The organism is Pradoshia eiseniae (genome assembly GCF_002946355.1).
In the GTDB taxonomy this organism is placed as follows: domain Bacteria; phylum Bacillota; class Bacilli; order Bacillales; family Pradoshiaceae; genus Pradoshia; species Pradoshia eiseniae.
Map to the genome: position 1 here is coordinate 68,464 of NZ_PKOZ01000004.1, position 23,466 is coordinate 91,929.

Genomic DNA, 23,466 nt, shown 5'->3' on the forward strand with positions numbered 1-23,466 from the left:
AAATGCGAACCCCCTATTTTATCATTTTATTATCATTGCTGATGGCATCATCATATAGATGGCATGCAGCATAATGACCTCTCTCTATTTCCTGATAGACAGGAATGACAGACTTGCAGGCATCCATCGCATAGGCGCAGCGGGTGTGAAATGGGCATCCGCTAGGCGGGTTTGATGCACTTGGTATATCGCCCGTAAGTTCTATCCTCTCTCTTTTAATATCCGGGTCTGGTATCGGGACGGACGCTAAAAGAGCCTTAGTATACGGGTGAAGCGGATTCGTATATAACTCTTCACTATTCGCCATTTCAACCAATTTCCCTAAATACATGACTCCGACTCGATCACTAATATGCCGGACAACCCCAAGATCATGTGCGATAAATATATAGGTCAGACCGAATTCAGTCTGGATATCCTTAAGCAGATTTAATACCTGAGCTTGAATAGATACGTCTAACGCCGAAACTGGCTCATCGGCAATAATTAATTTCGGTTTCGTCATCAAGGCGCGCGCTATTCCGATTCTTTGACGCTGCCCGCCGCTGAATTGATGAGGATAACGGTCCAAATGATATGTACTTAGCCCAACAACATCCATCATTTCCCGGATGCGCTTTCTTCTCTCTTCTTTATTGCCTACGCCATGAACAATCAGCGGTTCTTCTAAGATTTTCTTTACAGTATGGCGGGGATTTAAGGAAGCATACGGATCCTGAAATACCATTTGGATATCACGCCGCACTGCCTTTAACTCACTTTTCGACATTTTCATGATTTCCTTGTCCTCAAAGACGATGCTTCCATCAGTTGGATCAATCAGTCTCATGAGCAGGCGCCCGGTCGTCGATTTACCGCATCCGCTCTCACCCACAATCCCAAGCGTTTCTCCCTTTCTTACGTAAAAGGAAACATCATCAACCGCCTTAACTTCTCCTTGCTTGCGGCCGAGAATTCCTCCATTTATCGGGAAATACTTCTTTAAGCCGTTAACCTTTAACAACTGCTCCGCCATGTGCAGCTTCCCCTCCCTCTCCTTGATATAGCAGGCATCTCACCATCTGGCCTTCAGACGAGACTTTTTGTAATGCCGGGGATACGGTACCGCATGCGGGGATGGCATATTCACAGCGCGGTGCAAAGACACAGCCATTATCAATCGTTCCTGGTTTTGGCACATTTCCCGGTATCGAATACAGCTTGCTGTCCTTTTGGCGAATATCCGGAACAGACTTAAGCAGCCCCTTTGTATATGGATGCTTAGGGTTCTTGAAAATATCGCGGACACTGCCCTTCTCTACAATTTTGCCGGCATACATAACAAGCACCCGGTCACATACCTCAGCAACTACCCCAAGGTCATGGGTAATAAGAATAATCGATGTATCTGTCTTCTCATTCAAATCCTTCATCAATTTTAAAATTTGTGCTTGTATCGTCACATCAAGGGCCGTCGTCGGCTCATCCGCAATTAATATATTTGGCTGGCAAACCATGGACATGGCAATCATGACCCTTTGCCTCATACCGCCTGAAAGCTCGTGCGGATAATTCTTCATCATGCTCTCTGCCCTAGGCAAGCCAACCAGCTTCAGCATGGCCACACATTCAGCAAAGGCTTTTTTCTTATTCGTTTCATGGTGGAGCCTATATGCTTCCGTCATCTGCTGCCCAACCGTAAACAATGGATTTAAAGACGTCATCGGTTCCTGAAATATCATCGAAATTTGATTGCCCCGAATCTTCCTCATCTTCGTATCCGACAATTCAAGCAAATTTTCGCCATTAAATATGACTGAAGAAGCAGGATCAACGATAGCCGGCGGCTTAGGCAATAGACCCATGATTGATAATGAAGTCAAGCTCTTACCGCTGCCTGATTCTCCAACGATTCCAAGGATTTCCCCCTTATTTAGCTGAAAATTAACATTCTCAACAGCCGGGACTTCTTTCCCGTCTGCCCGAAAGGAGATTGTCAAATCTTGTACATCTAAGACTACAGAGTTCCCCAAACAATTCCCTCCTGCACAATATGTATTATTATTTGAGTTATATAAATTATTAAAATATTATGATTTATTATGTCACAGGTTTTGGAAATTGACTACAATTTATTTAATATTTTTTCCTTGTTTGTACATTTTTTCTTATTTATATCCTCTATAAAGTAATCTGCCGATTTGTCTATTTCTATGGGAAAATGAAAGAGTTAATGCATATAAATAGGAGCGAAATGTTATTTAAGTGATAGTAGAATGGGCGGAGTTTAATATTTTGGTCAGTAGCTCTTTGCATGGCTTTTGATTTAGTTTCGTCTGTGGAGCATGGGGGAAGGGTGGGAACTGCTTGGCTTTTCCCATCCTTCCCCCACCTTTTACCCCCATTGCCTGGGCATTGGGTGGGGATTGCCTGACGATTCCCATCCTTCCCCCACCCTTTGTCCACCCTTCACCCCCATTGCCTGGGCATTGGGTGGGCATTGCCTGACGATTCCCATCCTTCGCCCATCCTTTGCCCACCCTTCACCCCCATTGCCTGGGCATTGGGTGGGCATTGCCTGACGATTCCCATCCTTCGCCCACCTTTTGACCACCCTTCACCCCCATTGCCTGGGCATAGGGTGGGGATTGCCTGGCTTGTCCCATCCTTCGCCCACCTTTTGACCACCCTTACCACCCATTGCCTGGGCATAGGGTGGGCCATACCTGGCTCGTATCCCCCAGCCCAATCCATCCCAATAAAAAAAGAGAAGCTTTCTCCGCTCCTCTTAAATCAATCAATTCTATTTACAGACTCAAAATATGGAATCCTGAGTCTACATGAATATTTTCACCAGTAATCCCTCTCGATAAAGGGCTGAAGAGGAATAAGGCTGTGTCTCCGACTTCTTCTTGTGTGACTTGTCTTCTGAGTGGTGCTCTTTCCTCAAATACTTTCCGGATGGCGTTGAAATCACCGACCCCTTTAGCTGAGAGCGTTCGAATGGCTCCTGCTGAAATGGAATTTACTCGGATACCGGATGGTCCAAGATCATTAGCCAAATATTTAACGCTCGCTTCTAGGCTCGCTTTGGCTACTCCCATGACATTGTAATTTTGGACAACTCTCTCTCCGCCTAAATACGTAAGGGTAACGATGCTTCCTCCCTCATTCATCATATCTCGGGCAGCTTTTGCAACAGCTGTTAAAGAATAGGCACTGATATTTTGAGCCAACAGGAAGCCTTCCCTGTTCGTGTTTAAATACTCGCCCTTTAATTCCTCTTTGTTGGCAAAAGCGATGCAGTGGGCAATTCCGTCAATTTTCCCGTATTTTTCACGGATGTCAGCAAAGCATTTCTCAATTTCTGTATCACTAGTTACATCACACGGGATAACATATGTATCCTTACCACCCTCAAGGCCGTCAACCAATTCCCGTACGCCTTTTTCCATCCGCTCCCCGGCATATGTAAAAATCAGTCTGGCTCCTGCTTGGTAAAGGGCTGTAGCGATACCCCATGCGATGCTGCGTTTATTAGCTACTCCCATGACGACGATTGTCTTATTATCAACATTAACGTTCATAAAAAGGATTCCTCCCCAATTTAATACATATTATTAGTACCTGATACTAATTTATACTAAGAACCGCCATTATGTAAAGTCTATTTACCAAATTTAACCGATATAGATTTGTTCAATAACTAATCAAGAGTGAAATGGCTTCCCCGCCAAACACAGAATCCTCGGACACCTCGAAGTCGCTGAATTTTATTTCAAGCTGTTTGAACGATATAATGTTTCTATATGAATCAATTGCCATAAAAGCGGCAATCATCGGAAAGAATAAGTGAAATGGAAGGGAGGGTTATGTAATGTATGATTGTATTGGTGATGTACATGGCTGTTATGATGAATGCTTGCAGCTGCTCGAGAAAATGGGCTATCAGATGAAAGATGGCACTCCCCTTCATCCTGAAGGATATATCCCCGTTTTCCTTGGCGACATTACAGATAGAGGTCCAAAATCCGTTGAGATGATAGAATTTGTATGGAAACTTGTTATCGAGAAGAAAATGGCTCTTTATGTGCCTGGAAACCATTGCAATAAATTATATCGCTATTTCCTTGGAAATAAAGTACATGCCACACACGGCCTAGAGACAACTGTTGCTGAATTGGAGGCCTTAAATCCGAAAGTGCGAAAGAGAGTTCGCCAGCGATTCATGCAGCTTTATGAGGAATCCCCTCTTTATCTCGTCCTTGACGGCGGAAATTTGGTCGTTGCTCATGCCGGCATCAAAAAAGAGCTCATTGGATTGAATAATAAGAAAGTTCGAACTTTTGTTCTTTATGGAGATATTACAGGCAAAGCCCTGCCGGATGGCCGTCCGGAACGGCTTGATTGGGCCCTTTGGCATAAAGGAGATCCATTGATTGTGTATGGTCACACTCCCGTTTTGGAGCCTAGAATCAAGAACAATACGTATAATATTGATACAGGAGCTGTATTTGGGGGTAAACTAACCGGTTTTCGCTATCCCAAAAAGGTCTTTTTTCAGGTGGACTCTTCAATGCCCTTCGTTCCTGAAAAGTTCCATACATACAGTGAGTGAAACAAGGGATGAATGGCTTACACCATTCATCCCTTTCTTGTTCAGTTAACCAACTTCTGCATATCAGCTGACAGTGGACTCTCAAACCGCATATGCTTACCCGTAATCGGATGATGGAAGTTCAAAAATCCGCAATGAAGTGCCTGCCTTGCAATCAAAGCCCTCGAACCGCCATATAAATCATCCCCAAGCAGCGGATGACCTAGGTCTGACATATGAACCCTTATTTGATGGGTGCGTCCTGTCATAAGCTTCAAGCGCACAAATGAATAAGAGGGGAATTGCTTGATTGTTTTGTAGAAGGTTAAAGCTGACTGGCCATCAGATCGTACTTCCCGTTTAATGATGCTATCTCCCATCCTGCCAATCGGTCTATCAACACTCCCTTCAAGAGGAGCGATATGCCCTTCGACCAATGCGAGATATTCCCTGCTGACACTCTTCTCTCGCTGTGAAAGGCTGAACAAATGATGGATATGCCTATGCTTGGCTATCAGCACTAACCCCGATGTATCTCGGTCTAGCCTTGTTACAATATGAACCGCCGCTTGATGGCCAATTTCCTCGTAATAATGAACGATCGCATTAGCGAGGCTTTTGGTTGGATGCTCCCTTGAAGGGATTGTACTCATCCCGGCAGGCTTCTCAATGACCATCACATAATCATCCTCATAGCGAATGTTTAACGGTATAGGATCTCCTTTCATTTTTTCACTGCCTGCTTCAGGCGGATATTGAACCACAATCTCATCGTCCTGCTGAATCTTGTAACGCACGTTTTCAACGCGCCCATTGACTATAATCTTTCCGCCTCTAAATTTAATATCAGTCAGGGCTGCCTTGGAAATCCTTTTACGCGCAAAAAAGTCGCGCAGGAGGATTCCCTTCTCTTCTTCTGTTGCGTTGAAACGTAATGTAAACGGCTTTGCCATTGAACTCATCCTTTTCTTAATCTAACTATAAAAAAAGGGCCGAAATCCTTTCGGTCCCTAAAAAATTTCCGCCTTTCAATCTGTCACAAAGGAATCTCGAACCCTTCTCCAAAACGGGAATGGCCTAAAGCGTGCAAATCGAATGCGCTCATCCGCCACACGGAATTGAATGGATTTTACGTCCTTATGCAGAAGGCTTAAATGGTCAATTGTCATTTGGAAGTCATCACTTGTCACGGGCTTGAGCATGCATGTATGATGTCCCGGCAAAATGAGCGGCGACCCAATTGTACGGAACACCCGATTATTGATTGATGCCATTTCAGTCAATTGAATCGCCGGGATGGAGGGATGGAGGATAGCTCCGCCCAACGCTTTATTATAAGCCGTGCTTCCCGAAGGTGTGGATACACAAAGCCCATCTCCTCTAAACCGCTCAAAGGATTCTCCCCTGATTTCCACGTCCATGACAAGACTGCTGCCAACGCTCTTCACAGTCGATTCATTCAAAGCCAAATATTTTGACTCCCTGCCTCCATGACTATAGCGAACCGTGACTTCGAGGAGCGGATATTCAACCGTCTGATATGGTGTCTTCGCAATCGCGGTCGCAAGCTTTTCAATCTCTTCTGGTATCCAGTCCGCATAAAAGCCAAGATGCCCAGTATGAACACCGACAAAGGCAGTACGGTCAAGGCGAGAACTATATCGATGGAAAGCATACAATAATGTTCCATCTCCGCCTACCGAAATGACAATATCCGGCTGATCTTCATTATAGATAACCCCTAGGCTATCAAGCTGATCTTTTATCTGTTGCATTAATTCATTTGATTTATTATCACCTTTTGACGTGACCGCATACTTCATATTCATCCCCACCCGTTAAGTGTTTTTCCCCCTCTTTTTCACGACATAAGCTTGGGCTTCCTGAATTTCAAGCTTAATCCGGGTCATTTCCTCATCCATATGAAAAGCAGCTTCTGCAAGACTTTCAAGGCGCTTTTTCAATACTTCTGGGAATTGTCCGTTATATTTATAATTCAGCGAATGCTCAATCGTCGCCCAGAAATTCATGGCAAGTGTACGGATTTGAATCTCCGCCATGATTTTCTTTTCTCCATGAATCGTTTGCACCGGATATTCTATAACCACGTGATAGGAGCGATACCCGCTTGCCTTCTTATTGGTGATATAATCCCGTTCTTCAAGAATCGTAAAATCGGTGCGCTGGCGAAGAAGATGAACAACCTGCTTAATATCATCTACGAACTGGCACATGATGCGCAATCCCGCAATATCTTGGATTTCTGTCTCCAATTTATCTTCGGGCACCTTTTTGTGAAATGCTTTATCTAGAATACTTGCTACCGGCTTCACCCGTCCAGTCACAAACTCAATTGGAGAGTGCTCGTTTTCCAAATCGCATTGTGACCGTATACCCCTAAGCTTAATTTTTAATTCATCAACAGCCTGCTTATATGGGGCCAAAAATTCATCCCAATTTCTACTCATGGATTCCACCACCTGAATTACTTTTCATAAAATCTGCCTTAGCGGGCCAGATATGGTACTATCAATATCCGTTCTATTTTTTATTTGTTTTGTTTTTACATTTATGTGCTTTATGAACATTATGTATTTAATATGTTTCGAACTGTGATAACCATTCCTGCTTACCCTCTCTATTTTATCACAAGAAGATAGCTCATTTCTAAGATTGATGTAAACTTCCCAAAAAGTCATAATAAGTAATGAGTATTAATGACATCTGGAGGAATGGAATATGACAGAGCAAATTGAGATTGAATTTAAGAATTTATTAACCGCAACGGAATTCGAACACTTACTCGCAAACTTTCATATAAGCAGGGATCAATTCATTACTCAAAAGAATCATTATTTCGATACACCGGAATTTTTGCTGAAGGACCGGGCATGCGCCCTGCGTATCCGTGAAAAAGACGGACGGTATGAAATGACTCTAAAACAGCCGCTCCCGACAGGACAAGGGCTGTTGGAAACCAATATTGAGCTCGGATCAGAGGAAGCACAAGCTATCCTCAATGGCAGCCCTCTCCCAAAAAGCGAAATTCATAATAAAATTTGTTTGTTGGGAATTGAAGCTAATCATTTATCCTGCTTCGGTACATTGACGACAGCAAGAGCAGAGATTCCATATGAAGGCGGTCTGCTCGTCTTTGACAAGAGTACCTATTTCAGCATCACAGATTATGAGCTCGAATATGAAACATCTCATTATGAGGATGGAAAAAGAATCTTTGATAATTTGCTCAAAAAGGCAAACATTCCACCGCGTAAAACCGATAATAAGGTCAAACGCTTTTTCACCGAGATGCAAAGAGTGAAAAAATAGAGGAGTGATTCACATGAAGGTAAGTCACCTGCCTATCGCGCTGCAAATCCAAACCTTGCAATCCCTATCGACTCTTGGGGACCAAGCAGGCAACACACAGACAGATTCGACATCACTGTTCCAAGCCATGCTCGGTGATGCCCTTTCTGCTTCTGCGCTCCGCACATCCGGTATCGGCACACCTGCACTTGGACTCGGGACAATGGCTTCCTTGTTTAGTTCAGGAATCCAAATGGGTGAATCAACAGGCGAATTGCCTTTTAACATACCTAATGAACCACCAAAGGGCACAAAATTTGATAATAGCATTCGTGAAGCTGCTGCTGCCTATGATGTACCGGAAAAGTTAATAAGAGCAGTTATCAAGCAGGAAAGCGGCTTTGACCCTAACGCCGTCAGCATGGCTGGTGCTTCCGGCCTCATGCAGCTCATGCCAGCTACAGCCTCCTGGCTCGGTGTAGATGATGTGTTCGACCCTCATGAAAATATTATGGGCGGAACGAAATATTTGCGAAATATGCTCACTAAATATGACGGAGATGTCACACTCGCTCTTGCCGCTTATAACGCAGGCCCGGGGAATGTAGATAAATACGGCGGTATTCCGCCATTTGAGGAGACAAACAACTACGTCAGCAAAGTCCTTGATCAATATTATGCTTAAAGAAGGGTGAGCCTAATAAGCTCATCTTTTTTGTTATTTCCCTTCGTATGAAAAGCAGGATATTGGAAAATTCAGGTCCCCCTTGCTAAAATTATGGTTATATTTAAAACAATTATAAATAGAGGAGAATGATGTATGGCTGATGTAAATCTGACACCATACGAGGCATTGGGAGAAGCAAAATTACATGAATTAGTGAATGAATTTTATGGTAATGTGGGATCCCATCCGCTTCTTGCTCCCATTTTTCCTGAAGACCTGAGTGAAACAGCACGAAAACAGAAGCAGTTTCTCACCCAGTTTCTTGGAGGACCGTCCATCTACACAGACGAGCATGGACACCCAATGTTACGTGCTAGGCATATGTCGTTTGAGATAACCCCAAAACGGGCAGAAGCCTGGCTGGAATGTATGGAAGAAGCTATGGACACAGTAAAAATTGAAGATCCAATAAGAGAGTATATATTTGGGCGGTTGACCATGACTGCCCAGCATATGATTAATACAAAAGAATCCTTTGGAAGTGGTGATCCTTATGACAAATCATAAGACCTCCTCGTCCAGCTGGTACGATTGGTCAACGGTGCACCATTTCTTCAAGCCTCTTGAAAAGCCTTTGGAAATCTATGTATTCATCGATCCTACCTGTTCTTCCTGCTTTATGCTCGACCGCATTCTCAAGCGGTTAAAACTGGAATACGGCCATTATTTTGCACTCAAGCATGTCTTTAGCAAGCAACAACGCAAATCTCGCTCAACTGAGCAATCACGAAATCTACAATCCGGCATCTCCTGTGAAAAGCTATGGATTGAAGAGGAATTCGCCGGTCACGTTCCATCTATCGCCATTAAAGCAGCTGAGCTTCAAGGAAAAAAGGCAGGTTACCGTTATTTCAAGAAAATACAAGAATCACTCTTTATGAACCAGGAATCCGTAGATTCACTCGACACCTTACTAATTTGTGCTGAGAAGGCAGACATTGACTATGAGGAATTTATTCGTGATCTACAATCAGAGGCGGCCATAAAAGCATTGGAATGTGATTTAAGGATTACGGAGGAAATGGATGTCCAGGAGCTCCCTACTCTTGTCTTCTTCAATCAAAAGATGGAGGAAGAAGGCATCAAGGTTGCCGGGTCTTATCCATATGAGATTTATGTGCAGATTTTAGAGGAGATTCTTGGATTCCAGCCTAAAGCAAACCCTCTGCCAAGCTTGGAAGAGTGCGCTAGGGAATTTCAGGTCATTACGACATCTGAGATAAGCTATATTTATCAAATCGAATCTCATGAGGTCGAGCATGAAATGAAGAAATTAATGCTAAAGCGTGCTGTCGAGCATATTCCATTGCGTTCAGAAACATTCTGGAGATACATGTAAAAAAAAATAGCCCTTTTACTCGTATATAATAATAAAAAACCTGAATAAATAAGAAGAAGACTCTGTAATCGGACAGAGTCTTCTTCTTCATACGAACAAAGGGGATGGGAGAAATTTTTCACGGTCAAACAAAGGGGTAAATGTTTGCTAGTGATCAACTTCACAATACTAATATAACAAAAACTTTTTTAGCTGACAAGAGTTTTGTTCATATATTCACAAAAAAATTATTTCTTTTCATAATTTTATATACATGTCATACGATAAAAGTAGAAGTACTACTAATAATATCCAAAAAGGGATGTCATCCGCATGAAAAAAGTCACTGTCACCAGTCTGCTTTGCCTGATTTTCGTATCGTTCTTTCTGCAATTGCTCGGGATTATGCATGTCATCCCGTTATATGTATCCTCCCCCATTCTCTTCCTGTCTTTCCTTGTTTTCATCTATGGACTTCGTTATAAAAAGCGCTTCAAAGGATTTTGAAACATTAAAGCGGCGGGGAAAATTCCCTGCCGCTTTTTTTGCTTATATATCCAAGAGCTGCTCCAACTCCGTTAATTTTTCCTCAAATACCTTGCATGCTGCCTTGATAGGCTCAGGAGATGTCATATCTACACCAGCCTTTTTGAGCACTTCAATTGGGAAGTCACTAGATCCTGCCTCAAGGAAGCCTAGATAGCGCTCTACAGCCGGCTGCCCTTCTTCAAGGATTTGACTGCTCAAGGCTGCGGCGGCACTGAAGCCTGTCGCATATTGATAAACATAGTAATTGTAGTAGAAGTGGGGAATCCTCGACCACTCAAGGCCAATTTCCTCATCAATAACGATATCCTCGCCAAAATACTTTTTATTGAGATCATAATAGGTTTGCGTCAAGCTTTCCGCAGTCAATGCGACACCATCCTGAGCCATCTTATGAATCAAGTGCTCAAATTCGGCAAACATCGTTTGACGGAAAACTGTTCCCCTAAACCCTTCAAGATAATGATTCAATAAGTAGATTCTCTTCTGCTCATCATCAATTTCCTTCAGTAAATAATCATTCAGCAGGGCTTCATTCGTTGTTGATGCTACCTCAGCGACAAAAATAGAATAATCTCCATATTGGTACGGCTGATTTTTCCTTGTGTAATAGCTGTGCACAGAATGACCAAACTCATGCGCAAGCGTAAATAGATTGTTCACATTATCCTGCCAGTTCATCAAGATATATGGGTTTGTGCCATAAGCCCCTGAAGAATAAGCCCCGCTCCGCTTGCCGCGGTTTTCGTGTACATCGACCCAGCGATTTTCAAAGCCTTCCTTCAAAACGGACACATAATCTTCTCCCAACGGAGCCAGACCATTTAGAACATAATTCTTCGCATCTTCATATGGAATCTCCATTTTGACGTCCTTAACGAGCGGTGTATACAAATCATACATATGCAGTTCCTCTACACCTAATATTTTCTTTCTAAGACGAACATATCGGTGCAATAAGTCAAGATTATCATGAATAGCACCAACTAAGTTCTCATAGACACTTTCCGGAATATTATTAGCGGATAGAGCTGCCTCCCGAGCGTTGGAATAATTGCGCACCTTTGCATAGAAATTATCCTTTTTAACCGTACCCGCAAGCGTACTGGCAAATGTATTCTTATATTGACCGTACGTCTTATACATAGCTTCAAATGCCTCTTTACGTACACGACGGTCAGCACTCTCAAGGAATCTTGTGTATCTTCCATGTGTCAGCTCGACTTCCTTCCCATTTTCGTCCTTTATGGAAGGAAAACGGAGGTCGGCATTATTCAGCATGCCGAATGTATTGGATGAAGCGCTTAATACCTCTGACGCTTGTGCCAATAGAGCTTCTTGCTCTGCGGATAATACATGCGGCCTTTGCAAATTAATTTCTTTTAGCACATGCTCATATAGCTTTAGTTCTTCTTTCTCGTCCATAAAGCGATTAATTGTTTCTTCATCAATGGAGAGAATCTCAGGCACAATATAAGAAAAAACGCTTGAAGCTTGTGAATACAGGTTTTTAGCCCGGTCATCCATGCCTTGATAGAAGGTGTTTCCTGTATCTTGGTCATATCTCATATGAGAATACGTATATAGGCGTCCAAGCCTTTCTGTTATTCCGTCTTGAAATTGCAAAGCATCCCATAATACATCCGCGCTCTCACCTAATTTGCCTTTGTATTGTTCACCTTTAGGAAGTGAGTCCTGGATATCCTTAAATTCATTCTCCCAAGCTTGATCTGTTGCAAAGATGTCTTCAAGTCTCCAGGTGTCTTCTACTGCGATATCTTTGCGTTCTGGCAATTGGTTTACGTCTGTTGCCATTTCATTCCCTCCAATCAATTACGTCCCTTATCTAGTTTCGCCATAAAGCATCGTTTTCCTCTTTAAAAAAATCCACAAGCAGATGATTAAGCTCTTCCTGCCGTATCGTTTTTATTGGAAACCCTTCCTTTATTATATAGCTATTTTCACCGTTTTTAATTAAATATTCCGCTTTTTCAAGAAATCTCATAAACTCTTCGACAGGAGTGAACAAAGAAATAGAGTCGGATGGCAAATCTCTGATGAGGATTTCCCTTTTACGTAGTCTATCCATAAAACGTTTACGGATTCCATCCGCTCTGATTTCCCCTTCCTTCACCTGACAATCTAATAAGTCCAGGATGACATACCCTTGCCAGTGATGAGAAGGAATACCAAATAGAACAGAGCTTCTAAGAGGGATACCGATCATTCTCGGCAGATTACTTTGGATGCCTAGAGAGTAGAAGCTACGAAGAAGCGGATTAGTGATTCCTTGATACCTCCACTCATTTCTTATCAGACTCTCCCGTTTTCTCATCCATTCAGGGATAAATAAGATTGTTCTAGCCTGCTGGTCTAAAATTTGCGGCAAAGATTTGCCTGTGAAAGTAACGCTCTCCGCTTGACCAAAAAATAATTCTTTTGTAATGGGAATAAGATTAGTGAGCATGATTAAAGTATTGGGGGTATGACAATCAAAGAATAAGAGGTAAGGAAAACCTGAAGGGGATATACGGATAGCTGATTGGAGAGAAGACGTTAAGGACCATAGGAGGTTCCCTTTTTTCTTTAGAAAGTTTGAATGGAATATCCAAATCGGCTCTACTTCAATCTTCCTATAGCCTAAGGTTCTTTCGGTGAGGCGCTTGGCTGATAGAGGGGAGCATTGATATTCAATTGCGAAGACCCTTCCCTCTGCATTTGCCTCAATATCTGCCCTTTGACAGATGGAATCATAATATCTCTCTAACACTGCTCTTTCTGCCCATTGAGAGGCCCATTCATGCAATAGGTTTTTCCCTTCCAAATGGATAAAGGATTCTGCTTCTTCCATACCTGGACAATTCTCTTCCCTTTGATGGGCAAAATGGGGGATCCGTTTCCTTCCGGCCTTGTATAGCACCCTTTTTCGGCAAATCGGGCAGCTAAACTCGTCTCCTTTACGATCAGCCACACGGGTGGAATGGATAAGCTCGCCCTCTTGATTGGCTGCAACTAACATGCGACACAGCTCCTTTCTAGATTTAAGGTCCTATCTTTAATTCTAGAATGGAGCCGATATTCCTTCTCCCTCTCCATTAAAGAAAAGGTGAGAGCAATCTTGATAAGGACTCAAATAACCGCATAAACAAGGTCCGTTTCTGAAAAGTTTCGATATGAAGCTCATTTGAGACAAGCAAATCTTGCAGATAATCCTGGGCTAACTTCTTTACACTGCCGGTACGGTATAAGAATACATTCACTTCAAAATTTAAATGAAAGCTGCGCATATCCATATTGGATGTGCCAATGGAGGCAAGCTTCCCATCTACAATCATGATTTTTGAATGCATAAATCCTTCTCTGTATTCGTAAATTTTCACCCCAGCCTCGAGCAATTCCGGATAATAGGACCTTGAAGCATGGAATACTATTCGGTTGTCAGGATTGCTTGGTACAAGCAAACGAACATCAATCCCGCTTAAAGCAGCAACCCTTAGCGCAGAGAAAACATCTTCATCAGGAATGAAATATGGGGAGGCTATCCATACCGACTCCTTTGCCGACGTAATCATGGAAAAATAGATATTTTTTATGACGCTCCATTCATTATCAGGTCCCCCTGCAAGCACTTGGACTCCGCCATGAACTTCATTTGGTGTCTCCTTCATCATTAAGTAATCATCCGTCAAGAAGCTATGATTGGTCATATAATACCAATCCTGAATAAAAATTAATTGTAAGTCTCTGACTCCTTCTCCCTTTAACCGTAAATGAGTATCCCTCCAAAAGCCGATGGATTCATCCTTCCCTAAATATTCATTCCCAATATTTAAGCCTCCGACAAATCCGACATATCCATCGACCACAATGATTTTTCGATGGTTTCGGAAATTAAATTTATTATTAAGGAAGGGAATCTTGACTGGTCCAAATGAAACAGCCTCAATGCCCCACGCCCTCATTTCTCCGATGAATTTAGACGGAAGCCTCCAAGATCCTACATCATCATATAAGAATCTGATTTTTACGCCCTGCTTTGCTTTCTCAATTAGAATATCTTTAATCTCATTCCCTAATTCGTCGCCTCGCACAATATAGTATTCCATATGAATATGATTCTCTGCTGAGCGCAAGGCTTCCTTAATCGCACTAAAGGTTTCCTTGCCATTGGTTAAGACTTCTGTTTCCGTTGAGTGCGAGATATTAGTGTTCCCCAGTTTTTCAGCGAGCCCCAATAGCTTACTGTATTCATCATCCTCGCTCGAACGATGGTACCTGCCCTCCTCCTGAATTTTGCTCCCTAAATATACTTTTTTATCAAGAAAAAATTTCTTCTTGAACATCCTTTCCTTCCTGTAATTCCGGCCGAACAATAAATAAAATATAAATCCGATTACCGGGAATGCTCCCAGCACTACGAGCCACGCGACAGTTTGTGTGGGGTGACGGTTTTCCATAAAAATAATGACACCAATAAAAACCACCGATAAGGTTAAGCCAATACTAATATACTGGACAATGTCACTTTGAATATTTTCCCTATATAAATAGGTCAAAATAAAGATTGTAAATAAAAACAAAAAGATATTTACTGTGTATTTCATGCATTTCACCCAAATCCCAAAATGTTATAAGACCTTCCTCTATACCCATTTTTCGGATTTTTGACCCCTTTTTGCTTTTAAAGAATAATAAAAAGCTAGCCCCTTATAAGGAACTAGCTAATAAAATTTACGCGAAATATTGATTAACTGTATTAAAAACATCATCTGGTATGATGACAGAACCATATTCCTCGATTCGATGAATCGTTACCCTTGATTCATCTGAATATTCTAGAAGGATGGATAGGATATTGTCTATTTTATCTTCTTCAAATTCCCCTTCTGGGAATTCAACATAAAGATAGTATTTATTCTCAAAGGAGTATAGCTTCGTGATAACTCCATTGACTCCGTTTGTTTTGCTGAGTGCCACTATATCCTCAAAGTCTTGGAACACAAGCACAAATTGAAGCGCCTCGTCTTCCACAGCTTGTTCATCCATTGATTGCTCCGATTGAAAATGTTCATTCAGCATTGATTCAATCTTCAAATCAACTGAGTTGGCAGAATCATCAATCGGTAAGTCGAACTTTTGGCCGTCCTTGGAGAGTTGAGCACGCGTAACCAACACTTCTAATCCTTTTTCAAGTGCTTGGATTTGAATCCAAAGTGGTCCTTCTACTGTAAAATCCTCTTCCTCATGCACTTCATCCATCATTTCCCAGAATAGTTCTTCACTGCGGTCTCTGTTATACCAGATTTCTTCACGATCAAAACCGCGCTTCTCTATGTCTCCGTATGAAATATAGAATTTCACAGTGTTTTCATTAATACGCTCGATTTCCATGATTCACTCTCTCCCTTCTGGTTTGAGGTCAATTGAAGGGATTACCCCCAAACTAGGTTGTTATATCTTTTCCCTGTTTTAAAAAATGTTAATCATGGATGAACCTTTCGTCAAGTGTGATCCTAGTTATATTTTATGATAAATATATGGCAGAGGGAAACAAAATAACCTATATTTATGAAAATAAACAAAACGCCCATTTAAATCAAAAAGGAAAAACCCCTTGCGGTATACAAGGGGGATAAATATATTGTTGTTAATTCACTAGGCGTTGAGCTTCGCGAAGTTGAAAGGTCCTTACCTTACGTGGAAGGAAGCGTCTAATCTCATCTTCATTATAGCCTACCTGCAGTCTCTTTTCATCAATGATGATTGGTCTTCTCAGTAAGCCAGGATTTTGCTGAATGATAGTGAACAGTTCTTGCAATGGTAAATTATCTAGGTTTACATTCAATTTTTGAAATGTTTTTGAACGAGTCGAAATAATTTCATCAGTGCCATCCTCGGTCATGCGTAAGATTTCTTTGATTTCTTCTAGACTCAAAGTCTCTGAAAATATATTTCGTTCTTTATATGGAATATCATGTTCTTCTAACCATGCTTTGGCCTTTCTGCATGAAGTGCAGCTAGGTGATGTATATAGTGTAACCATTCCCCGTCACTCTCCCTATCGTTATAGTTCGCAAATCCATCAATGGCTTTATATTCGACTATGTAAAGTTATAGGTTTAAAATATTTGAAATGTCGTTAATTTATAATTATTATAAATAGGAACATTAAATTTATTATACATGATAAAATTTACCTTGTGTAGATTATTTTAGAAAAATCTGCCTTAATCTATCAATATTACATAAAAATAACACGCGCGAAATGTTTGTAATACTTCTACATCTTTACTCTTTACCCGTTTCTTCTATTTACTAATAATCTTATTCATATAAATACCCGTTATAAATTACAGCTAAACCTGGTTAAAATATGGTAAAAAGCTGAGGAAAGATCCTCAGCTTTTAATTTCTTCTAAAATATTTGTCTTATCAACATGTATTTTCAAGGCCTGCTCAGTCGGTTCAAATGATCTTCCGTACAGTTCCATATCTTTATACGTATGAAGCTCCCTATATACATCCTGCATGCCATTCAGAACTTCATGGTCCATGAAGGCAGGATCCGGAGACCAATATAAAATTTCCAGCTCTACTTCTTCCTCTGTAACGGGAGAAGTCTTTTTATAATGAACGGAGCTCGCATGCTCAAAGCCCTCGCGTTTATAAAATTTTAGTCGTCTTTCCGTGTCTTCTTCTGTTTCGTTGGCTGGTTCGACTTCTAGGAAGATTGACTTTCCTTTCAGTTTCAAATCATCAAGCAGTTTTTTCCCAATTCCATTTCCTCTCACATTGCCTATCACATATAAGTAATCAATGAAGATAAATTCTTCTCTTTCAGCATAGAGTAAGATATGATTATTTCCTTCATCAAGGAAATAATTCTTATCTTTATTATTCAATAATGCTTCAAAATGTTCCTTAGACTTCATTTCTTCCAGCGGAAAATATTCTTTTAATTTATCATACCAATTCATCTGTCTTGTCTACTCTCCTTTAGCATCTAGTTGCACTCAAGAAAAAAGCAACAGCATTTTTTTACGTTCTTTACACATTTTCCCTTTAAATATGCTTAATAACCAACTAAAATGAAATTGTAAAGAAAAATTTACATTGACGTTATGCATAGGAGGAACCGCAATGATAGAATATGCTATTGATTTCTCCCTTTTCGCCCTATTTGTCATTGGTTTAACAGCCTTTATGGGACCGCTTACAAATGGTCTCGGTCACCTTTTATCCCCTCGCCATAAGAGAAGCTCTTACGTCAGACAAACAGAGCTGTCACAGGAAGGCTTCAAACCAGTTGGCGGCAAAGTAAAGCAATAAGAAAAGCAGCGGGTATACCTACTGATACTCGCTGCTTTTCTTGATTAAGGCGTATAATCGACCCCTGGTGTATATCGATTTCCAGCATTCCATAAAAGGAATTCATCGATTCCTTCTTCATTTAGCGCTCTGATCTGATCTTCTACTTCTTGCTTGCCATATGTCTTATAATTGCCGCTTCCTAGCCACGTGGCGGTAAAATCCTGAATCCACGGCCTTGAAACAGGCGGTGTCTTCAGTTCATCAAGCTTTTTATTTTCTAGCTTTGCATATTCTTTAATAAGTTTGTAAGGCTCGAGATCTGGCTTGGCGATTCCGAAATAAGAGGTCCAATGGCTTGGATAAATCATAGATGAAATAACATCCACATTCTCAGAAATCTTCGAGAAATTCTGCCCAATGCCAGGCGCCTCAGGCAGGGTCGCAGAATAGCCGAAAATATCAACAGAGACTTTCACGTCATACGGTTCTAGCTTCTCCTTAGCATAGGCCACAAAATCTGTTACGGCATTAACACGATGCTGTACATTATCAACCGATTTATCCCCATAGTCGCCCACCGAATATTTCAACTCATCATCCCTTGTTTCAAAGCCTTCAGGGAAACGAACATAATCAAATTGGATTTCTTCAAATCCCATCTTCGCGGCCTCTATGGCGATATCGACGTTATAATCCCAAACTTCCTTCACAAATGGATTTACGAAGGCTTCTCCGCGCCCATTCTTCCAAACCTCATTCCCGTCCTTGAATGACCATTCCGGCTTTTTCTTTGCTAAATAGCTATCCTTAAAAACAACTACACGGGCAATCGGATAAATCTCCCTCTTCTCCATGTCTTTAAGCAGCTTTTCTGGGTCTTTAATTAAATTCTTTCCTGCTCCCGCATAAGGCTTTGACTCATCCGGCAGATACGTTAGGTCGCCAAGGTCGTCCTTAATATCAATAACCATGGCGTTCAATTCGGTCTTTTCAATTAGTTGAACGAGCTCTTGATATTTGCTCCCACCGGCGGAATTCCCCGTCACATAAATCCCTCGAACCGCATCAGGATAGGTAAAGGAATAGTTTCCCCCCGGAAAGCGATTCATGTCAGCAGGCAATTCTTTATTCTCGATACTTATTTTCTGTTCACTATGTAATTTCACCTGTTTTCCTTCAGCACTCGCCTCTATGCTCCAAGCTGAAAAGGCAATCAGGTTCAGCAAAACCAGAAGTTTTACCATTCTCATTCTTCCCATCCACTCCTCTCTTTTCCATTTACCACCATCTATTATACACTATTCTCCAATTTACGCTGAAATATGTGTTTTATTTGGATATTTTTTACAGATAAAAAGAGGGTAATAGATAATGAGAAAACATGTAATTCTTGCTATTGCTAGCATCCCTTCTAAATTAAACATAAAAAATATCTTTCCGAGATTCAATTATGATCGTTAAGGGTCCCCAGCATCTCAATTTCATTATGGGCTTATCATTAAGAAAGACCATCCAATAGCAGGATGGTCGTACATAATTTATTTTACATATTTCTTTTTATATTCCTCGAATTCCTTCTTAGAGCATAGTACTTGGTGTCCAGGAGCTATCTCACGCAATTCTACCTCTTCATTATCCCCATAGTTATGAACTGCTGGGTCATACCCTTTCCTGCGGCGGGTTCTTTCGCTGTCAGGGTCAGGTAATGGAATGGCAGATAATAAGGATTGTGTGTATGGATGCATAGGATTCTTATATAAATCCTCACTATCCGCTACCTCGACTAATTTCCCATAATACATAACACCAATACGATCACTGATGTATTTAACCATGGATAAGTCATGGGCGATGAATAGATATGTCAATCCCTTTTCCTTTTGCAATTTCTTCAGCAGGTTGACGACTTGAGCTTGAATGGATACATCAAGTGCAGAGATAGGCTCATCAGCGATAATGAAATCAGGATCGACCGCCAAGGCTCTGGCGATACCAATCCGCTGCCTTTGTCCGCCGGAGAATTCATGTGGATAGCGGTTAGCATGATCACGGTTTAATCCAACTGTCTCCAACAGCTCATACACTCGATTCATTCGTTCTTCTTTCGTTTTAGCTAAACCATGGATATCAATACCCTCAGCAATGATATCTGCAACTGTCATACGCGGATTAAGGGAAGCATATGGATCCTGGAAGATCATCTGCATACCGCGGTTGAATGCTTTTAAATCCTTGCGGCTCTTCTGACCATGGACTTCTTTTCCCTTAAAACGAACTTCACCTTCTGTCAGTTCATATAAGCGAATAATAGATCGTCCGGTAGTGGATTTTCCGCAGCCAGACTCTCCTACAAGTCCAAACGTTTCGCCTTTAAAGATATCAAAGGAAACACCGTCAATGGCTTTGACCATATTAGGTTTACCAACATTGAAATATTGCTTAAGACCTTTTACCTCAATGATTTTTTCTTTTGTAGCCATATTAGTTAATCCCTCCTACTTCTACCGGTTTGTCAAAATTGGAGTTCATATGGCGTATGCGTGCTTGAACAGCTTCTGGTGGTGTCACCTTAGGCGCATCCGGATGAAGCAGCCAAGATTTCACAAAATGCGTCTCAGAGACTTGATAATATGGCGGCTCTTTAACGAAATCAATTTCCATTGCATATTCATTACGAGGCGCGAATGGGCACCCCTTAGGAGGATTAATTAAATCCGGTGGTGTTCCCGGTATCGCGACTAACTCCGTATCCCCGTCATTGTCAAGGCTTGGCATAGAGGATAATAACCCCCATGTATACGGATGGCGTGGATCATAGAATACTTCATCTACAGTACCAGTCTCAACGATTTGTCCGCCATACATGACCGCCACCCGGTCAGCCACGTTAGCTACAACTCCCAAGTCATGTGTGATGAAAATGATGGATGTGTCAATTTTATTTTGCAGGTCTTTCATCAGCTCAAGAATTTGCGCTTGGATTGTTACATCAAGCGCTGTTGTAGGCTCATCGGCAATGAGAATCTTCGGATTACAAGATAGGGCAATCGCAACAACCACACGCTGTCTCATACCCCCGGAGAATTGGTGAGGGTATTGATTCATCCGAATCTCAGGCTGGGCAATTCCGACAAGTCTCAAAAGCTCGATTGCCCGCTCACGGGCAGCCGACTTACTGAAATTTTGATGCTTAATGAGTCCCTCCATGATTTGTTTGCCGACTTTCATTGTCGGGTTCAGGGACGTCATCGGATCTTGGAAAATCATTGAGATTTCCTTACCACGCACCTTTTGCATTTCTTTCTCGCTTAGTTTCGCAATATCACGATCTCCAAAGAGGATATGACCTTCTTTAATAAAGCCTGCTGGTTGAGGTAATAATCTCATTAAAGCTTTTGTCGTAACTGATTTACCGGAACCAGATTCACCGACAATCGCCAATGTTTCACCTTTAAAAAGGTCAAAGCTGACACCGCGGACTGCTTTTACTTCCCCACCATAGGTATTGAAGGAGACATGTAAATCTTTCACTTCTAGCAATTTATCCATTTTTATTCTCCTCCCCTATTATTTTCTCATTTTTGGATCTAACGCATCGCGTAATCCATCTGCTAATAAGTTAAAGCTCAAAATCAAAACACTGATTGTAAGAGCAGGAATAATCAATAAATATGGGAATGAACGTAAGTATCTGAATCCTTCATTCACCAAGGAACCTAAAGATGCTTCAGGAGCAGCAATCCCTAATCCAATAAAGCTCAGGAATGCCTCTGTAAAAATTGCACCTGGAATGGTGAACATAGATGTAACAATGACTGGGCCTAAAGTATTTGGCAATAAGTGTTTAAAGATAAGGCTTGTGTTTGTGGCCCCTAATGTTTTAGACGCGAGCACATATTCCTGATCGCGAAGCTTCAAGAACTGCCCGCGGACCATTCGAGCCATTCCTATCCAGCCTGTCACAACCATGGCGAGAGTGATGGAAAGCACCCCTGGCTTATCAAAGATCAAAATCATCAGAATAACAACGATCAAGTACGGAATTCCAACTAGCACTTCGATAATCCTCTGCATAAATGCATCAATTCTTCCGCCAAAGAAACCGGATACTCCTCCATAGACGACTCCTATAAAGAACTCAATAACGGCAGCCAGCAAGGCAATATATAAAGAAATCCGCGCTCCATACCAGATTCTTGTCCATTGATCACGACCTAAATCATCAGTCCCGAACCAGTGGTAGGTGTCTTCATAGCCTTTCGTTTCATATAGATTGACACCATTTTTGTCGGTTCCATCAAATGGAAGCCACGAGATGTTCTCTAGCCCTTGTACTCTTGGCGGCAATTTTGATTTGCCTAAATCTTGTTCTTTGAAGGTATAACCGGATACCATCGGACCAAAAATAGCCAAAAGGACAAAGATGATAATCATGATTAAACCGGCTACAGCACCCTTATTCTTGAACAATCTATGTCTCGCATCCTGCCAGAAGGTTAAACTTTTTCTTTCAATCTTTTCCGCATCACTGCTTTTCGGACCGACAACTTGGAATAAATCAGGAGAGAGATTAGTAGTTTGTGTGTTTTTTTCCATTATTTCTTCCCTCCTGCTAAGCGAATACGTGGATCAACGACACCGTAAAGGATATCTACCACAAATATGACTAAAATAAATAACGCACTATAGAAAATGGTTGTCCCCATAATGGTTGTATAGTCATTCTGATTAATAGAGCTAACAAATTGCTCCCCAAGACCTGGGATAGCGAATATTTGCTCGATAATCAATGTTCCAGTCATAATATTGACCGCCATCGGTCCGAGAATCGTAATGATGGGAATTAAGGCATTACGGATTCCATGCTTAATAACAACACTAGCGCCAGACAAACCTTTTGCTTTTGCTAGAGTAATATAATCAGATCCCATAACCTCTAACATTTCAGAGCGCATAAAACGGGCAATCGAGGCAATTACCGCAGCGGACAATGCCAATGTTGGCAATATCGTATACTCAAAGCCTTCCCAGAAGGCTACAGGTAATATCTCCCATTTAACCGCAAGGAAGTACTGTAAGAAAGCAGCAAAGACGAATGATGGAATTGAAGCACCTAAAACAGCGATGACCGTAGCCATGAAATCTATCCACGAATTATGCCGCAGAGCTGCAAGTATACCTAACGTCAAGCCTACTATTGTACCGAAAACTAAAGCTTGAAAGCCAAGATGTGCAGACGCTCCAATACGAGTCCCAATCAATTCAGTAACCGGGCGGTTATCATATTTGAAAGATGTGCCTAAATCACCTTTAAGTAAATCACCCATATAATTGACATATTGAACTGGCACAGGATCATTCAATCCATATTTTTCGTAAATGATTTCTTTTTGTTCTGCTGTCAGTTTTTCTTGATTCTTTAAAGGAGAACCAGGAAGCATTTTCATTAAGAAAAAGGTAGCAGTTGTGATAACAAAAAGAGTAATAATCATGTAAGTTAATCTTTGTAATGTAAATCGCAGCATATTTAGCCCCCCTTTTTTATTCTATCTAGCAATCGTTAAATATGTAGTTGTCCTTTTTATAAGGTATTTTCTGTGGAATGGACTTATATGGACTATAAAGCAGCCACATAAGTAATCAATGAATAGTTCGTCCCATTCCACAGAAAATAGATAC

At 41.4% G+C, this 23,466-nt stretch carries 25 protein-coding genes; 7 read left to right on the top strand and 18 right to left on the bottom strand.

What is annotated here, in order from left to right; translation table 11 throughout:
- Positions 1 to 13: 13 nt before the first annotated feature.
- The 4 genes from CYL18_RS08905 to fabI all read right to left on the bottom strand — a co-directional run bounded on the left by CYL18_RS08905 (position 14) and on the right by fabI (position 3,566).
- Complete coding sequence (locus CYL18_RS08905; RefSeq protein ID WP_104849149.1) at positions 14 to 1,015, bottom strand: ABC transporter ATP-binding protein; 1,002 nt, start codon at positions 1,013 to 1,015, stop codon at positions 14 to 16.
- On the bottom strand, positions 990 to 2,012 hold the full coding sequence (locus CYL18_RS08910) for an ABC transporter ATP-binding protein (protein ID WP_104849150.1): 1,023 nt from the start codon (positions 2,010 to 2,012) through the stop codon (positions 990 to 992). Before CYL18_RS08910 ends, CYL18_RS08905 begins: the two co-directional genes overlap by 26 nt.
- Positions 2,013 to 2,374: 362 nt before the next feature.
- Entirely contained in the window at positions 2,375 to 2,593 is a 219-nt protein-coding gene (locus tag CYL18_RS19105; RefSeq protein WP_146102839.1) for a hypothetical protein, read from the bottom strand.
- Positions 2,594 to 2,786: 193 nt separating this feature from the next.
- Complete coding sequence (gene fabI, locus CYL18_RS08920) at positions 2,787 to 3,566, bottom strand: enoyl-ACP reductase FabI (protein ID WP_104849152.1); 780 nt, start codon at positions 3,564 to 3,566, stop codon at positions 2,787 to 2,789.
- A 290-nt stretch (positions 3,567 to 3,856) separates the two neighbouring features.
- Here fabI and prpE point away from each other — a divergent pair, with 290 nt between their 5' ends.
- Complete coding sequence (gene prpE, locus CYL18_RS08925; protein WP_104849153.1) at positions 3,857 to 4,597, top strand: bis(5'-nucleosyl)-tetraphosphatase PrpE; 741 nt, start codon at positions 3,857 to 3,859, stop codon at positions 4,595 to 4,597.
- Between the two features lie 41 nt (positions 4,598 to 4,638).
- On the opposite strand, the gene CYL18_RS08930 is transcribed toward prpE, so the two are convergent.
- The 3 genes from CYL18_RS08930 to CYL18_RS08940 all read right to left on the bottom strand — a co-directional run bounded on the left by CYL18_RS08930 (position 4,639) and on the right by CYL18_RS08940 (position 7,044).
- On the bottom strand, positions 4,639 to 5,529 hold the full coding sequence (locus CYL18_RS08930) for an RluA family pseudouridine synthase (RefSeq protein WP_104849154.1): 891 nt from the start codon (positions 5,527 to 5,529) through the stop codon (positions 4,639 to 4,641).
- A 75-nt stretch (positions 5,530 to 5,604) separates the two neighbouring features.
- Positions 5,605 to 6,399 carry an NAD kinase gene (locus tag CYL18_RS08935; protein WP_104849155.1) on the bottom strand — a complete coding sequence of 265 codons (795 nt, stop codon included), beginning with the start codon at positions 6,397 to 6,399 and terminating at the stop codon, positions 5,605 to 5,607.
- A gap of 15 nt (positions 6,400 to 6,414) precedes the next feature.
- Entirely contained in the window at positions 6,415 to 7,044 is a 630-nt protein-coding gene (locus CYL18_RS08940; protein ID WP_104849156.1) for a GTP pyrophosphokinase, read from the bottom strand.
- Between the two features lie 271 nt (positions 7,045 to 7,315).
- Between CYL18_RS08940 and CYL18_RS08945 the strand changes: the two genes are divergently transcribed.
- From CYL18_RS08945 to CYL18_RS19380, 5 genes are all read left to right on the top strand, one after another.
- The gene (locus CYL18_RS08945) at positions 7,316 to 7,906 is read left to right on the top strand and encodes a CYTH domain-containing protein (RefSeq protein ID WP_104849157.1); all 591 of its coding nucleotides are present in this window, start codon (positions 7,316 to 7,318) and stop codon (positions 7,904 to 7,906) included.
- 13 nt (positions 7,907 to 7,919) lie between these two features.
- Positions 7,920 to 8,570, top strand: a complete 651-nt coding sequence (locus CYL18_RS19665; RefSeq protein ID WP_104849158.1) for a lytic transglycosylase domain-containing protein — start codon at positions 7,920 to 7,922, stop codon at positions 8,568 to 8,570.
- 135 nt (positions 8,571 to 8,705) lie between these two features.
- Positions 8,706 to 9,119, top strand: a complete 414-nt coding sequence (locus tag CYL18_RS08955) for a globin domain-containing protein (protein ID WP_104849159.1) — start codon at positions 8,706 to 8,708, stop codon at positions 9,117 to 9,119.
- The gene (locus CYL18_RS08960; protein ID WP_104849160.1) at positions 9,106 to 9,951 is read left to right on the top strand and encodes a DsbA family protein; all 846 of its coding nucleotides are present in this window, start codon (positions 9,106 to 9,108) and stop codon (positions 9,949 to 9,951) included. The genes CYL18_RS08955 and CYL18_RS08960 overlap by 14 nt, the downstream gene beginning before the upstream one ends.
- A 312-nt stretch (positions 9,952 to 10,263) precedes the next feature.
- A complete protein-coding gene (locus tag CYL18_RS19380; RefSeq protein WP_201741262.1) occupies positions 10,264 to 10,437 on the top strand; it encodes a hypothetical protein in 174 nt (57 codons plus the stop codon).
- Between the two features lie 42 nt (positions 10,438 to 10,479).
- Here the strand turns inward: CYL18_RS19380 and pepF are convergent, their stop codons facing one another.
- The 6 genes from pepF to CYL18_RS08995 form a co-directional block, all read right to left on the bottom strand.
- On the bottom strand, positions 10,480 to 12,291 hold the full coding sequence (pepF, locus tag CYL18_RS08970; protein WP_104849162.1) for an oligoendopeptidase F: 1,812 nt from the start codon (positions 12,289 to 12,291) through the stop codon (positions 10,480 to 10,482).
- 31 nt (positions 12,292 to 12,322) lie between these two features.
- On the bottom strand, positions 12,323 to 13,495 hold the full coding sequence (locus CYL18_RS08975) for a competence protein CoiA (protein ID WP_104849163.1): 1,173 nt from the start codon (positions 13,493 to 13,495) through the stop codon (positions 12,323 to 12,325).
- Between the two features lie 76 nt (positions 13,496 to 13,571).
- Positions 13,572 to 15,080, bottom strand: coding sequence for a cardiolipin synthase (cls, locus tag CYL18_RS08980; protein ID WP_104849164.1), 1,509 nt, complete (start codon positions 15,078 to 15,080; stop codon positions 13,572 to 13,574).
- 127 nt (positions 15,081 to 15,207) lie between these two features.
- Entirely contained in the window at positions 15,208 to 15,867 is a 660-nt protein-coding gene (gene mecA / locus CYL18_RS08985) for an adaptor protein MecA (protein ID WP_104849165.1), read from the bottom strand.
- A 256-nt stretch (positions 15,868 to 16,123) separates the two neighbouring features.
- Positions 16,124 to 16,519 carry a transcriptional regulator SpxA gene (gene spxA, locus CYL18_RS08990; protein WP_104849166.1) on the bottom strand — a complete coding sequence of 132 codons (396 nt, stop codon included), beginning with the start codon at positions 16,517 to 16,519 and terminating at the stop codon, positions 16,124 to 16,126.
- Positions 16,520 to 16,874: 355 nt separating this feature from the next.
- A complete protein-coding gene (locus tag CYL18_RS08995; protein ID WP_104849167.1) occupies positions 16,875 to 17,453 on the bottom strand; it encodes a GNAT family N-acetyltransferase in 579 nt (192 codons plus the stop codon).
- A 163-nt stretch (positions 17,454 to 17,616) separates the two neighbouring features.
- Between CYL18_RS08995 and CYL18_RS09000 the strand changes: the two genes are divergently transcribed.
- On the top strand, positions 17,617 to 17,805 hold the full coding sequence (locus CYL18_RS09000; RefSeq protein ID WP_104849168.1) for a hypothetical protein: 189 nt from the start codon (positions 17,617 to 17,619) through the stop codon (positions 17,803 to 17,805).
- Positions 17,806 to 17,849: 44 nt separating this feature from the next.
- Here the strand turns inward: CYL18_RS09000 and CYL18_RS09005 are convergent, their stop codons facing one another.
- From CYL18_RS09005 to opp3b, 5 genes are all read right to left on the bottom strand, one after another.
- A complete protein-coding gene (locus CYL18_RS09005; RefSeq protein ID WP_104849342.1) occupies positions 17,850 to 19,037 on the bottom strand; it encodes a putative glycoside hydrolase in 1,188 nt (395 codons plus the stop codon).
- Between the two features lie 288 nt (positions 19,038 to 19,325).
- Positions 19,326 to 20,267 carry an ABC transporter ATP-binding protein gene (locus CYL18_RS09010; protein WP_104849169.1) on the bottom strand — a complete coding sequence of 314 codons (942 nt, stop codon included), beginning with the start codon at positions 20,265 to 20,267 and terminating at the stop codon, positions 19,326 to 19,328.
- A gap of 1 nt (position 20,268) precedes the next feature.
- Positions 20,269 to 21,336, bottom strand: coding sequence for an ABC transporter ATP-binding protein (locus CYL18_RS09015; protein WP_104849170.1), 1,068 nt, complete (start codon positions 21,334 to 21,336; stop codon positions 20,269 to 20,271).
- A gap of 18 nt (positions 21,337 to 21,354) precedes the next feature.
- The gene (opp3C, locus tag CYL18_RS09020) at positions 21,355 to 22,383 is read right to left on the bottom strand and encodes an oligopeptide ABC transporter permease (RefSeq protein ID WP_104849171.1); all 1,029 of its coding nucleotides are present in this window, start codon (positions 22,381 to 22,383) and stop codon (positions 21,355 to 21,357) included.
- Complete coding sequence (gene opp3b, locus CYL18_RS09025; protein WP_104849172.1) at positions 22,383 to 23,312, bottom strand: oligopeptide ABC transporter permease; 930 nt, start codon at positions 23,310 to 23,312, stop codon at positions 22,383 to 22,385. Before opp3b ends, opp3C begins: the two co-directional genes overlap by 1 nt.
- Positions 23,313 to 23,466 lie beyond the last annotated feature (154 nt).